Source organism: Fructobacillus durionis (genome assembly GCF_900112405.1).
Taxonomy (GTDB): domain Bacteria; phylum Bacillota; class Bacilli; order Lactobacillales; family Lactobacillaceae; genus Fructobacillus; species Fructobacillus durionis.
In genome coordinates this window covers 36519-50765 of record NZ_FOLI01000006.1, presented here as the reverse complement: position 1 = coordinate 50765, position 14247 = coordinate 36519, and the positions used below count along the sequence as shown (strand labels likewise).

The window sequence follows — 14247 nt, the reverse complement described above, 5'->3', positions numbered from 1 at the left end:
AAGACTTCACTCGAAAAATCATCTACTGTCCATTCTACCAGGGACAGCTAAAAAAGAATGAAGAATTTTTCGACAATGCTTATCTATCAACAAAGTAACCGTTTTCATTTTTTATCTTTTTTCGGTATTATCCACTGATTTTTCAGTTCGTATCGTTTATAATGTAGAAGATAGAGAAAAAAGAGATAAAGGGGAATCTTAATGGTTGATGAATTAAAAACCTTAGTTACGTTCTTCGGTGCTACTGGTGACCTTGCCAAGCGCCTGCTTTACCCATCTGTATTTAACTTGTACAAGAAGGGGTTTTTGGCTAAGAACTTCGCCATTGTTGGAACGGCTCGTCAAGATTTGACAGATGCTGAATACCAAGACATGGTTCGCACATCGATTTCAGAAGGTCAGGACAAGAAGCAAGTGGAAGCCTTCTTGGAACACTTCTCATACATCGCTTCTGATGTAACAGACGCTGCTGGCTACGTTGGCTTAAAGGAAGAAATCGAAAAGGCATCTGACAAGTTCGGCGTTGCCGGAAACCGCATCTTCTACCTTGCTGTTGCCCCACGTTTCTTCGGAACAATTGCTCAGTTCTTGAAGTCCGAAGGACTTTTGGCAGATACTGGTTACAACCGTATCATGATTGAGAAGCCATTCGGAACTTCATATAAGACAGCCGAACAGTTGCAAAACGAATTGACGGCTGCCTTCAACGATGATCAAGTTTACCGTATTGATCACTTCCTTGGTAAGGAAATGGTCATGAACATTGCCCCTCTCCGTTTCGGAAACCCAATGTTGAACACGGCCTGGAACAAGGACTACATCAAGAACGTGCAAGTTACCTTGGCCGAAACACTTGGTGTTGAAGAACGTGCCGGTTACTACGACACGGCCGGTGCCCTTTTGGACATGATCCAAAACCACACGATGCAAATCATCGGTTGGTTGGCCATGGAAGAACCAAAGGACTTCTCAGCTTCTGAAATCCGTAACGCTAAGAACGCGGCTTTCTCAGCCTTGCAGATTTATAACGAAGAAGAAGTAAACCGCTACTTCGTTCGTGCCCAATATGGCGCAAGCAAGACAAACACTGACCACGTTGCCTACACTGAAGAACCTGATGTTCCTAAGGATTCAAAGACAAACACTTACATCGCTGGTGAGTTGCACTTCAACACACCACGTTGGGAAGGCGTTCCTTTCTACATCCGTTCAGGAAAGCGCATGAGCAAGAAGACTACTCGTATTGACGTTGTCTTCAAGGCCGGTGCCTTCAAGTTCGGTGGTCAGCAAGAACCACAAGAAACAGTTTTGACAATCGTCGTTTCCCCTGACGAAAAGATTACAATGTCATTGAACTCAAAGAAGGTTTCAGATAACTTCTCAACACAAGTTATCAACCTTGGTTGGGCACCTACCGATAAGGAAAAGGCTGAAACGCCAGCTCCTTACGAACGGATGTTGCACGATGCCATGGACGGTAACGGTTCAAACTTTGCCGACTGGCACGGTGTGGCAACTGCCTGGAAGTTTACGGATGCCCTTTCAGATGTTTATGCAGCTGATAAGGCACCACTCTTCACCTACGAATCAGATACCATGGGTCCTAAGGAAGCCGACGAGCTTCTCGCTAAGAACGGCGACGCCTGGGTATTCGACGGCGAAGAATAATCATTCAATCAAAAAAGCAGTAGTCCGAAATCAATCGGATTACTGCTTTTTTATTATGCCCTTTTAAAGGTGACCAACAATCAGTTCGTAAAGATGCGCAATGAGCCCTGAGTCATAGAAGACATAAAGACCAATTAGGATATAGCAGATACGCATCAGCTGTTCACCAAAGCGGTCGATAACTTCGGTTACCAACTTCTTTTGATCAACCCAGTTAATTAGGGAGACAACAAGGAGCGTCAGAATCGCAATAACGACTAAGCTGACTGCAAAAGTCGTCCAACTTTTTCCCAATAAAACCGGTAGGAAAATTGATAGGTTACAGCCGGTACAAACTGATAGGTAGGTTCCAAAGACAATCCAGAAGGGCGACTTGGCCTGCACATCGCCCTCTTCTTCATCTTCGCCTTTCAGACCCACATAGATTGGGATAATACCTAATACACCCAGTAACCATTCTGGCAGGAAGTTTTCCAGTAACTGACCTGCGATAAAGCAGAGCACCATCAGCAACATCGTTGCCGCCATAAAACCAAAGAGCACCGCCCGAAAAGAATACTTCTTCAATAAAAAGAGCATCATAATAAAGAAATCGAGGTTGATCGCTAAAAAGGTCAGCGCTAAAACTAAAACATTCATATGTATCCTCTCAATCACATAACATGAATAATAAATCATATTTAATACATGAATAGATTATCATATATAGAAACAAAGTCAACCAGACAATAAAAAAAGCAGTCAAACGACTGCTTAAACTTTCTTTTCCATCATAATGTCGCGCTGACGGTCACTGCCAACCACAAAGACGTGCTCGCTAAAGGGTTTGAAACCCTTCTTTTCATAAAAGTGTAGGGCTTTCTGGTTATGCTCCCAGACACCCAACCAAATCCGTTTCTTACCGGCTTCCTTCGTTTTTTCATCAACCAAGCGGAAGAAGTCCGTCCCGAGGCCAAGGCCCTGGAACTTCTTCAAAAAGTAGATTCGCTGCACCTCTAATGAATCCGGCCCTTCCGGTTCGGTTTGACTGTCATCGGTATTCAACTTCAGATAGCCAGCCAGTTCATCCCCCACAAAGGAAAGGTAGAACGTGGCGCCCGGTTCCGCCATCTCTGCCGTCACTTTTTCCAAAGAAAAAGCTTCTGCTAAGTAATTAGCGACGTCTTCTGCCGGACTTTCCTGACCAAAGGTCTCCACAAAAGTCGCCTCACCCAATTGAGCTAAAGCGGGAATATCTTCGACTGTTGCTTCACGAATCGTCTTATCAATCATTAAACATTATCTAGTGAGAATGCAGGGTCTTCTAAGAGACCCGTCTCTTCATTCAAAGTTCGCAAGAAGTCCTTCATGTACTCCTTGCGCTTTTCACCCTCTACCCGTGCTGCCGGGGTATTCAACTGGGCTGGGAGCTTAAAAATTTTCTCGTAAAAATGGTTTACGGAAGGATTATCGTTTTGACGGTAGGCCGCCTTATCCTTGATATCCGTCACAGGCAGTACCTTTGGGTCTGCCAAGACATGCCCTTTGGCCCCACCGTATGCAAAGGTGCGGGCAATAGCGATTGCCCCAAGTGTTTCAATTCGATCAGCATCCTGAACATACTGACCCAATTCAGACAGCTCGTAGTGGTGCACGAGGTTAGCTGAATAGGACATGTGTTGGATGGTATCCATCACATCGGCCCGTTCTTCAGGGGAAAAGCCGCTTTCTTCCAACAACTTTTCCACCTTTTTAACTTGACCCGGAACATCGTCCACGACTTTATCATCAATCGTATCATGCAGCAAACCACCGGCACGCATAATGGCTTCCTGCTCAGCCGTCACTTGACCGTGGTCTTCAACAAAGAACTTCACTGCCCAGTCGGCTACACGCTGTGCATGGTAAAAATCATGGCCCGAGGTATCATCCCCCAGAGTCGCCAAAGCAAAGTCGTGAATTGCATCCAAATCAATCATGTAAACCTCTCCCCTTCAATCAAAGCGCAAATCGTTTTTCTCATTTTAGTGTAAAAAACGCCATGGTTCAAGTGTTTATTTTTAAAATATTTGAATAAAAAACAAACCTTTTTTCTTTAAATGTTTTTATGTTCGCCTTTACCCACTAAGCCGTACATAAAGAGGCTTTCAATATCAGCCATCTGATCTTCTGTTAATTCTTCGTGACGGTTTTCAATGTACTCCATCAGCCAGGAGACAAACATTAAGATTGAATCGTTACTAGCCTTAGTATGAATCACACCCGAAACGCGGCCGGCCATGATAAGCATGGTCACTAACTGCTTTTGCATTTCTTTAAAGTAGGCAGCAATCCGTTCTGACTTCTGGCCAAACACCCGGAACTCTTCAAAGCCTTCAGGGCCAAGCAATTCTTCCAACTCCTGTTGGTTCTTCTCAAAAACCCGAATCATCTCTTTAAAAGAAAGGTCCTTATCAGTCACATCCTCTAAGAGCTGATCCAAGTGCTTCTTTTGAAAGTCATAGACCACCTCTTCGGCCAAGGCTTCCTTACTATCGAAATACTTGTACATGGTCACAAAGGAGATACCGGACTTCTCCGAAACCTCCTTGATGCTTGTATGAGCAATTCCTTGTTGAATCATCAGCTCCGTCGCCGCCTGTAAAATACGGCGGCGATTCTGTTCCTTTAATTCTTCCCTTTTCATACAAAGCACCCCAGCGAGTTTAATAAAATCATTATAACTTGACTTTTCATGAATTAAAAGGTTAAATATACACAACGAATATTTAAGTTAATGAAAGGAAGCACCATGTCATTTTTAGAATTAAAGGACATTCATAAGTCCTACTTCTTGGGATCACAAGAGTTCCCTGTTTTAAAAGGCATCGACCTCAACTTTGACCTTGGGGACTTTGTTTCCATCCTAGGAGAATCCGGTGGTGGTAAGTCCACGCTGATGAACATCATTGGTGGGTTGGACCGCAACTTTGACGGGCAGGTTCTAGTGAACGGGCAAAAGCTTGACCACAAAAAGGAAAAGGCCCTTGATAAGTACCGCCGTGAAACCATTGGCTACATTTACCAGTCTTACAACCTCATCTCCCACCTTTCCGTAATGGACAACGTGCTTGTTTCCTTAGACATGACTACCTTGTCAAAGAAGGAACGAGAAAACCGCGCCAAGGAACTCCTGACTAAGGTCGGCCTTGACGGTCAGATGAAGAAGTACCCAAATCAGCTTTCAGGTGGGCAGAAACAGCGTGTGGCCATTGCCCGTGCCCTCGCTTCTGACCCTAAGGTCATCATCGCTGATGAGCCTACTGGAGCCTTGGACTCTGAAAACACCAAGGAAGTTTTGGAACTGTTGAACGAGATTGCCGCTGAAGGTCGTCTTGTTATTACCGTTACCCACTCACAGGCTGTTGCCGATGCTGGAACACGAATCGTTCGCTTAGCCGATGGTCAAATTGAATCAGACGAACGTATCAAGCCTGCCTTCAAGCAGACTGATAAGGAAATGATTCAGTCACGTCCATTGCCTCGCATGGCTTCATTGAAGAATGCTGCTAAGCACTTCAAGTACAACCTGGGCCACAACTCCTTGATTATTCTAGGAACTTCAATTGGGCTATTTGCCGTCATCCTCTTCTCTGGCCTTGGAAACGGTGTGTCTGGCTACATGTCTAGCCAAATCACTAAGGTTGCCAACCCACAAGTTATGTCGGTTAGCCGCTACGTCAAAGAAGACGATGACGATGATTCCATGTCATCCATGATGTCCGATACGGAAACACCCGCCTTTACGAGTGCACAGCTTGAGCAAATTAAGAAACAAAAGCACGTCTCAAAGGTAGACCCTTCGCTCAGCGCAAGCAACGTCAACGTTTCATACAACAACCAAAACGTTAAGATGCGCTCCATGATGAACTGGACTTCCGCTTACTCAAACGATTCAGTTAAGGCTGGTCACGCCCCTACCAAGGAAGGCGAAATCCTTTTGGACCAATCAGCTGTTGCTGAAAAGTTCAACAAGAACAACTACAAGGATCTCATTGGTAAGCAAGTGACGGTTAGCTACGATACCCAAAACAGCCAGAAGCAACCGGTAACGGTTACCTTCACGGCCACTGTTTCAGGTATTGGTCACACCGACAGCAAGGGCTATCAAGTAAACGCCGTTAATACAACGACGCTACAAAAGGCCATGCAAGCGGCTGGTGTAAGCACTGACCCTAGCGGTATCTCTGTGAAGGTTGACGACTTGGACAACGTTGAAAGCACTGCCAAGTCCATTGATAAGATCAAGGACGGTCAGACTCGTCTTTACAAGACATCAACAATTCAAAGCACCATCAACACCATCCAGACTTACGTCAACTTGGTCACAACGATTCTTGCTACCATCGCCGGTATCTCACTGGTTGTTTCAGCTTTGATGATCATCGTGACGATGTTCATGTCAGTTGCTGCTCGTACCAAGGAAATCGGTATTCTCCGTGCCTTGGGTGAATCAAAGCGTGACGTTAAGTGGCTCTTCGTTTCAGAATCACTTATCACTGGTATCCTTTCTGCCACTGTTGCAACAGGTATTGCCTACCTCGCCGAGGCAGCAATTAACGCTGGTTTGAAGAACATCGCCGATTACGCCTTCGTGCAAATTTCTGTTGGCAACGTGATCACTGCCTTCATTCTTGCCCTCTTAATCTCTTTGCTCGCCGCCCTACTTCCCGCACGTCGCGCCGCAAAGCTCAACCCAATTGATGCTTTGTCAGCTGATTAAGTGGTCAATCAATATAATTAAAAAGTCGTACGCGAATTATTTCGCGTACGACTTTTCTTTTATCCGACATCAGCCGGTGGCAATCCTTCCAAGTAGTCTCGGAAGAAGGGACAATCGAAGAATGCTGCCAAATCATTCCCATAAAGATGGCAGAAGGTCAGGATTACCAGAAGGTCTGGCAGTACCTGACCCGACTCATACTTCGAAATGGCTGATTGGGACAAGTGAAGGCTAGCCGCAACTTGCGCCTGCGAGTAGCCGTGCATCAATCGGGACTTCTTCAGCCGGTTAGCCAGTTCTTCTTGAACTTGCTGGCGCAGTGCTGTTTCCATCCACTTGTGGTCGAAATGCTCAATTGCTGTGGGATGTGCAAGAACCATTTTTCTCTCCTCCTTCTAAATGGTTGCTTGCTTTGATTTCCTTTCTCCTACTGTCTTGTCCATATTATAACCAGTCATAGTCCCCTTTAGAAGTACAAAACAACCGATAATGGCCCATTATTCCTAAGGTTCATAATAGTTATACAGAAGGTCAAATAGAGTATAAAAAAAGACCGGCAGCACTGCCGGTCCTTATTCATTTTAGAAGTAAACACCAGAAATTGGGAATCCAATTGCCACAAGGTAAATGGCCCAGCCCCAGAATAAGTAGCCAATGATTTCAACAATGGTACTCTGCCATGGTAGGTGCCAGAAGAATGGCCGCTGACGAAGCAAACCCTTCACGCCCTGTTCAACCACGGCCCAAACGAGCAAGCCCCAAAGAGTTCCAGAACCCTGCGTAATGGAAGAGTCATAGTTGGCCCAAACCACAAAGAAAATACTCAAGAAAATGGAGATCAGGATTTCAATCCCCTTGCCAAAGTCGACAAAGATGCCACCGCCCAGGGACAGTGCCTCCACCTTAGTTGTTTGTTCACTCTTGAAGACCTGCTGCCAGCCAATCCGGACAAGTGAGGCTAAGATTCCCCCGAGCAGTCCAACCCAAAGGGCATTTAATAGAATTGTTGCAAACATATCTGGTCTCCTTTAATTCGCTTCTTTTATGATAACACTACAATCATTCTAAATAAAAGGCAGACCAGTATTTTCTTGCTAAAGTCTAAAGAATCAAGCATGAAGCCCAGTATTATTGACTTTTTGGTATAATAGAACATTGAAAGGTTATTTATCCAGTATTCTATTCCGATATCTACACAATGTTTCATCGCAGACTGACGAAGAGTCGCTGCATTCAAATGGAGGTTTTTCTTTTGAAAGTCAAACGCGAAAATATGATTGATTACTACACATTCGGTTCAACCGCCGAACTACTGCTCTACTTAGGCATCGAACGGGAGACCCTCTTCCACCGTGCCAAGTTGCGCGGCATCGATTTAAATGGCACTTATACCGAAGAGGACCTAGCAGCCCTCAAGCCATCTAAGGATGCCTACCTCGGTTCCCTCAACGCCGAAACTGAAGCAGAAGTCGAAGTATTGAAGATGAAGCTCCAAATGCTGGAATCACAGCTCGGCTACAAGGATCAGCAACTCGAAGACCGCCAAGAGCACATCGATACGCTCAAGGCGACCCTTTCAAAGGCTGAAAGCAACCTTGAAAAGACCCAAACAACGGTCGACCAACAACAGCACCTTCAATTGGCTACCCTTTCCCAACTCGACAAGGTCACATCCCGTGTCCAACGAATCGAAATGCAAGAAGACCAAAAGAAGCACTGGTGGTCCCGTAAAAAGAAGCAGTAAAAGTAAGGAAGCACTAAGTGCTTCTTTTTTGTTGCAATGAAAAAGAGAATGTTCAGCAGGAATTAACCTGCGCAACATTCTCTTTTATTTTATTCAGTTAGTCACCAGGACCGCTAATCATGGTGTAGTCAAAGGTAGCACCAACATAATTACCTGCCTTTAAAGCATTGGTGGTCTTAATCATCAATCCATGATCTTTATCGTAATTACAGATATAACTATTACCTGCATCGGTTGACTTTGTGGTCTTCCCCTTCGATGACCAAATTTGTTGTGAATTTCCTTCAGTCAGTTCGTCTCCAACACTTCCTGAGGTATCCTTCCAGAAGTACGAAATAATATTTTTTTGATTATTACCGGTCATCTGCAGCATAACATGAACGGCCGGATTAGGATTATTTGAATCGATCTGGAATCCCATCCCATCATCTCCTGAAATCAAATCTGTCTTTGCATTGGACGCATGAGGTAATTCAGATGATGTCAATGAATAGGTTCGATTTAATTGTAATCCCTTAAACGATAGAACGGTGGGTGCATCCCACAATTCAAAGTAATCCGGATTTGAATTAAGTATGTTTGCAGCATCAGTAGAATAGCCGGGATTCAGTCCACTCAAATCAAATGAATCACCCTGGCTCGTATCATTAACAGTCATTGAACCAGTGTTAGAGCCCTCCGTCTTTGCACTTGAACCGTCATAATTTTTAGAGAACTTTCCACCTAACCCACTACTTGGCATGCTAATTGTCCATGGGTTTTGAAACAGCAAACCCGACATGGAACGTACCAACAAATGTGAAGAATCAGAAAGACTAATTCCATTAGCCAAGGTTCCTGAGATAGCATAGTTACTTGAATCTTGGGCTACTTTGCTTAGCAAGAATGTTGCACCGCTACCAACACTAATACCAGAGCTACTATCATAACCTGGATCAGGTGGATTAAGCGAACCAGCTGTTACAGCAGAAAAAACAGACTTATTACCAGTATTAATATTTAATGGTTTCTCGTTACCGGAAAACCACTGTGACTGAGCAGTATTAGAAGTCCCGTTTATATCAAATTCAGAACCATTACCAAGTGTCCAAGTACGTGAACTAATTGCACCATCAGCAACCGCATTGGCATTATCAATATTCCAATACATTTTAGCATTATCAGCAATGTTCAACGAAGCATTATAACCATCACTCTGTTGATGATAAAACGGATCTGATTGGGTCCCATTCATATTCAAGGTCGTTGAACCATCTAAAATACTAACATTGTTAGCCCCTTGTATCCAGTTCGCTTGACCCGTTTGGAATAGCCCTCCAGAAGGGGTAATTGGCGATCCTAAAGAATTAGGATTTTGTTTTCCAGGACCGAAATTCTGTGCACTACCTGTTACATTAAATACATTATTACCAGAGAATTCGACTCTACCATTTCGATTAATAATTGGTGTTGCAGCATCATTACTTGACCCGTTATATTCAGTTACATTGTGATACTGAGTGGTCGAACTTGCATTATTTGAAATTTCAAATATTCCAAAACTTGTACTGTTTACCCAGGTAGCATTCTCTAACCTCAGCGTTGCGTTAGCGCTAAATAAACTAGAATTATAATTTGAGTAAAACCCCTTTGTCATAAATATAGGAGCGTTATAATCAAGGTGTGTTGGACTATTGGGATACCCGAAGTAAAGCGTTTTATTATTCCCAAGAATAGTTAAGTTTTTACCATCTTGTACCTGAGCCCCATTTGAGGTAGAACCATATGGGGAAAAGTCATTAACAACATTCAAAAATACGGTACTTTGATTAGACCTTCTATATGCTGAATACATATCCGACCAAGAAGAAACATCGTAATATGTCTGATTAACGATACCTGTAACACTACCGTCTGTATCAGTTCGTGTTGTATACGCAGATGCATTGATACCTTTTAACATAAAAAGAGCACATAAAACGGCCCCTACAAGTAATAGTCTTTTTATGATACTCTCTTTTAATTCTTTATTAATTACGAACATTTATTTTGCCTTCTTAGATTACAAAAATTCTGCTTTAACAGTTTTTGTATTCCTTGTATTGCAAACGGTGTTCAACCGTTTTATCAACTACAGTCTTATGCATTTCTACTATATTTCATGGCATAAGCCGGAGAAGATAATCAATGCAAGAACTCCCTAATGCCATTATAACTCTCATTCGGGGTAAATTAGAACCCTTCTTATCCTGATTATTTGTAATATATTGGACCAAAAAGAACGTTTCACAGAATATAATCTGCGAAACGTTCTTCTTATATTTTATAAAAGTCTATGGACCAGTAACCATCGTATAATCAAAGGTTGCACCTTCATAATTACCAGCCTTTAAGGCATTCGTTGTCTTCATTAACAAACCTTCATTAGGCTGATAATCAACATTATAATTGTTACCAGAATCATCCGAAGTTGTCGATTGACCGTCCGATGTCCAGATAGTCTGATCTACTCCTGTTACAGGAGTAACAGAACCATCCTTTTTCTGCCAAAAGTAAGAAACAATATTATTCTGATTGTTTTTTGACATTGACAGCATAACATGCACAGCGGGGTTAGGATTATTAGAATTAATATTAAATCCCATATTCGCTTGTCCAGAAATCAAACCTGTCGTTTCGTTGGCATTTTTTGGTAAATCAGATGACGTCAACTTATACAATCGGTCTAGATTTCCAGTGAATTTTAGAACCGTGGGCGCTTCGTACAGCTCAAAATATTCTGGGACTCCGGTCAAAAGGCCTCTCGTCCATGAATTATATCCGGGACTTAATTGCGAAAAATCATTCAGAGCGGTACTTATTGAGCCGTGGTTTGCCGGTTCTGTTCGAACATTAGATGAAGCATCAAAGGTTGAAGAAAACTTTCCAGCTAATCCACTATCAGGTAAAACTATCTGACTATCTGAATCGAATAGTTCTGCATCTGCTGAACGCACTAGAAAATGAGAAGCATCAGAAAGTCTAATATTTTGAGAAAAGCTCCCTGAAATCGCAACACCACTATCGGTTGAAAGATTGCTTACTGAAAATGTTCCCTTCTTACCAACTATAATACCAGCCCGAGTACTGCTTTTAGTTGGTCCATTAAGAGGCCCCCCCGTAGTTGCATCAAACGTTCCACCATCAGCAACGCCAATAGCAAGAGGGGTTTTATTTTCTGATGAAAAAAGTGATTTATTAAAATCAAACCACTGAGTGCTAGTGGTATTTTGGGTACCGTTTATCAAAAATGTTGCACCGGATCCAATCATCCAAGTACGTGAGTTCACTGCACTTTTTTCTAGGAATCTTGCATTATCAATGTTCCAATACATTTTGGCATTATCAGCAACTTTTAACGAAACATCCACTGAGGAATAAAGTACATCGTGATAGAAAGGATTTGAAGAACTTCCATTCATATTGAGAGTAGTTGAACCATCAACAACCGTGACATCTCTTCCACCCTGAATCCAATTCGCCTGGTCAGACCAGGTAGTCCGAATGGAACTACCTAACGAACTAGCATTCTGCTTACCAGAACCAAAATCCTGCGCACTTCCTGTAATATTAAAAGTATTTTTACCAGAAAACTCGATTTTTCCCGAGTGATTCATAATCGGCGTTGCTGCCGTCCAAGTAGATCCATTATACTCAGTGACATCATTGAACTGCATAGTAGCAGCTGCGCCGGTTGATAATTCAAAAATACCATTGGAAATACTGTTAACCCATGTTGTATTTTCTAACCGCAAGACCGTGTCATTACCAATCCTTGAACTACTTGAATAGAAGCCATGCGTTCTGGCAGGAATATTCTCTGAAAGTTCCGTAGTAGGGTAATTAGGATCCCCAAAATACAGTGTATTACCGTTTCCCTTAATGATAACGCTCTTTCCGCTCTTAACTTCGGCTCCACTAGTCGAACCAGATGGGCCTATATCATTAGTAACATTTAAGACAACAGTATCTGCCTTTGAGCTCTTGTAATCTGCATACATTTCCTTCCAAGAGGAAACATCAAAAGTATCCGTGTCAGCCGACGCACTCAATCCTTTGAACGCAAAAAGAGCGCACAAAGTAGCCAATACAAATAATAGCTTTTTCATCGTACGCCCTCCTTTTATTCATTCGTTATGAGCAATTTTTACTTCTTTACCTTTTTAGCCAAAGTTACAAACATGCCGTCTTTGAGCATCTTCTTGTACTCCTTGTATGCTACTCGGCGTTGAACTTCCTTACCTGCAACAATCTCGATAATATCAACCATGCGACGACGGCGCAAAAGGAAGAAGATAATCAAGAAGATGAGCAAAGCAAGAAGTGCTAATAACCACCATAACCATGCATAGTTCTTACCAAGCTTGTCACCAAACCATCCTGATACAGGTAAGAACATTGACACCTTAAACTCTTGGCTCCAGTGCCAAGTTAAGTTGTTCTTATTGTCATGAATTGTAATATCAGCAACGTATGTCTTACCAGCCTTTAAGGCATCAGTTGGTACTTGATAAGTAAAGACAGAACCATTCGCAATGGATTGGTTTGTTTGCTTGTAGTCAGTAACGTTCTCCGATTGACCCTTTTGACGAATCTTAACTTCAGAGTTCGCATCGGCTACATAACCAGCCTTATCGTTTTGTAACTTAATATCAACTTGACCAGCTGAAGCTTTCTTTTCATAAGAAACTTTCTTTAATGAAAGGTCTGCCTTCGTAACTGTATCAGTATTTGATAGTTGAACATAACATAGATAGTTAAAACGGTTAGTATAACCATTCTTAACGCGGTCACTGCTATCCACCTGCTTTTGGATGTGGATACCACCCAGCCAAGAACCGTTAATCTTTGATGATGGCATGTTAACCTGAGCAGTAATCTCACGCGTATCACCCGCTGCAAGAGTAACCTTGGTCTCGGGTACCGTTAAGATATTACTTCCAAGCTGCAAAGATGGAATAACAGAGCTTTGCACATCGCTGATCGACCGATCAGCTACCATTGCCATATTCGTTTGCGTTTCGGCTTGAGTGGCAGCAATGATAAAGGTTGCAGCCTTATCACCACGGTTTGTTAGCTCCAAGTGTAACGTTGTCTTTTCACTTGGATTCATCTTCAAATCAAACCAAGCACGAGAAGTATCGCCTCGCATTTTATCGCTTTTAACGACAGAAACATTAAACTTTGAATCTGTATCATTAGCAGATGCAACATGACTGCCAAAGAGCAGTAAACTAGCAAACATCGCTAAAAGAACTGTAAATTTTTTCATGTGACTTATATTCCTTTCTTACGTACCACTGTACTACTTTAGAAAGAAAAACGGGCAGAAAATTTCTGCCCGTCCCATTACTTACCGTTCTTAATTAGTTGAGGCCTGTAGCGACAGTATAGTCAATCGTACCGTTGTAAGTACCAGCCTTGACTTGGTTACCACTTAACTTGATGTGAGAGTTCGTGTTACCAGATGCGTTAGTACCGTTGGTATTAGCATCACCAGTAGCTACAGTAGCTGCAGCTCCGAAGATCTGAGTTCCAGTAGTTCCGTGAACATATCCACCAGAAGTGTTCTTGGCACCGTCAGCAACCGTCATTGACAATTGAGATACAGGGAGAACAACTGAAGTGTTACCATCCAATGTCAAGTTGTTAGCTTGAGGAGTAACGTGGTAACCATCGCTGCTTCCAGTCAAATCAGTAACCTGAATTGGAGTTGATTGGTTAGCATCATAATCCATAGACATGTTTGCAGTGATGTCGTGGTTATTAAATTCGAAAGATGGCGCCTTGTCCAAAGTCAAACCTTGTGAACCGCTAGCCTTCTGGAATTCAATACGTGTCGTTCCCTGAGCCTTTGTTGGGTCAGTTGTGTTATCAGCATGAGCTGCGACTACAGGAGCCATTGCACCTGCCATTGCAAGAGTTGCAACAAATAGGTTAATCTTTTTAAAATTCATCATATATATTCACCTTCAATTTCACTTTCCGTAACTTCATTTATAATTGTAGTCTCCCTGTAACAATATGTCAATTATTACAAATAAGATATTTTGGTTAAAAATGTCCTTTTTATGCC

13 protein-coding genes are annotated in these 14247 nt (G+C 42.6%); 3 read left to right on the top strand and 10 right to left on the bottom strand.

The window, feature by feature from the left end:
• The first annotated feature begins 201 nt into the window (after positions 1-201).
• Positions 202-1668: a glucose-6-phosphate dehydrogenase gene (zwf, locus tag BMZ93_RS05375; RefSeq protein ID WP_091502949.1), complete on the top strand. Its 1467-nt coding sequence runs from the start codon at positions 202-204 to the stop codon at positions 1666-1668.
• Positions 1669-1731: 63 nt separating this feature from the next.
• Here zwf and BMZ93_RS05370 read toward each other — a convergent pair whose 3' ends face one another.
• From BMZ93_RS05370 to BMZ93_RS05355, 4 genes are all read right to left on the bottom strand, one after another.
• Positions 1732-2307, bottom strand: coding sequence for a cadmium resistance transporter (locus BMZ93_RS05370; RefSeq protein ID WP_091502947.1), 576 nt, complete (start codon positions 2305-2307; stop codon positions 1732-1734).
• Between the two features lie 114 nt (positions 2308-2421).
• Positions 2422-2940 (bottom strand): GNAT family N-acetyltransferase, encoded by a 519-nt coding sequence (locus BMZ93_RS05365; protein WP_091502945.1) that lies wholly within the window; start codon positions 2938-2940, stop codon positions 2422-2424.
• Positions 2940-3626 carry an HD domain-containing protein gene (locus BMZ93_RS05360; RefSeq protein WP_091502943.1) on the bottom strand — a complete coding sequence of 229 codons (687 nt, stop codon included), beginning with the start codon at positions 3624-3626 and terminating at the stop codon, positions 2940-2942. The genes BMZ93_RS05365 and BMZ93_RS05360 overlap by 1 nt, the downstream gene beginning before the upstream one ends.
• Positions 3627-3742: 116 nt before the next feature.
• Positions 3743-4333, bottom strand: coding sequence for a TetR/AcrR family transcriptional regulator (locus BMZ93_RS05355; RefSeq protein WP_091502941.1), 591 nt, complete (start codon positions 4331-4333; stop codon positions 3743-3745).
• 105 nt (positions 4334-4438) lie between these two features.
• Between BMZ93_RS05355 and BMZ93_RS05350 the strand changes: the two genes are divergently transcribed.
• Positions 4439-6409, top strand: a complete 1971-nt coding sequence (locus BMZ93_RS05350; RefSeq protein ID WP_091502938.1) for an ABC transporter ATP-binding protein/permease — start codon at positions 4439-4441, stop codon at positions 6407-6409.
• Between the two features lie 59 nt (positions 6410-6468).
• Here the strand turns inward: BMZ93_RS05350 and BMZ93_RS05345 are convergent, their stop codons facing one another.
• Entirely contained in the window at positions 6469-6789 is a 321-nt protein-coding gene (locus BMZ93_RS05345) for a helix-turn-helix domain-containing protein (protein WP_091502936.1), read from the bottom strand.
• A 201-nt stretch (positions 6790-6990) separates the two neighbouring features.
• Positions 6991-7425 carry a DUF1440 domain-containing protein gene (locus BMZ93_RS05340; protein ID WP_091502934.1) on the bottom strand — a complete coding sequence of 145 codons (435 nt, stop codon included), beginning with the start codon at positions 7423-7425 and terminating at the stop codon, positions 6991-6993.
• A gap of 236 nt (positions 7426-7661) precedes the next feature.
• On the opposite strand from BMZ93_RS05340, the gene BMZ93_RS05335 reads away from it, so the two are divergent.
• Positions 7662-8153, top strand: coding sequence for a hypothetical protein (locus BMZ93_RS05335; protein ID WP_143404278.1), 492 nt, complete (start codon positions 7662-7664; stop codon positions 8151-8153).
• Positions 8154-8250: 97 nt separating this feature from the next.
• Here BMZ93_RS05335 and BMZ93_RS05330 read toward each other — a convergent pair whose 3' ends face one another.
• From BMZ93_RS05330 to BMZ93_RS05315, 4 genes are all read right to left on the bottom strand, one after another.
• Entirely contained in the window at positions 8251-10176 is a 1926-nt protein-coding gene (locus tag BMZ93_RS05330; RefSeq protein WP_091502930.1) for a hypothetical protein, read from the bottom strand.
• 289 nt (positions 10177-10465) lie between these two features.
• Positions 10466-12280, bottom strand: a complete 1815-nt coding sequence (locus BMZ93_RS05325; RefSeq protein ID WP_091502928.1) for a pectate lyase-like adhesive domain-containing protein — start codon at positions 12278-12280, stop codon at positions 10466-10468.
• A gap of 38 nt (positions 12281-12318) precedes the next feature.
• Positions 12319-13443: a WxL protein host-binding domain-containing protein gene (locus BMZ93_RS05320; protein WP_091502926.1), complete on the bottom strand. Its 1125-nt coding sequence runs from the start codon at positions 13441-13443 to the stop codon at positions 12319-12321.
• Positions 13444-13537: 94 nt separating this feature from the next.
• Positions 13538-14131 carry a WxL domain-containing protein gene (locus BMZ93_RS05315; protein ID WP_091502924.1) on the bottom strand — a complete coding sequence of 198 codons (594 nt, stop codon included), beginning with the start codon at positions 14129-14131 and terminating at the stop codon, positions 13538-13540.
• Positions 14132-14247 lie beyond the last annotated feature (116 nt).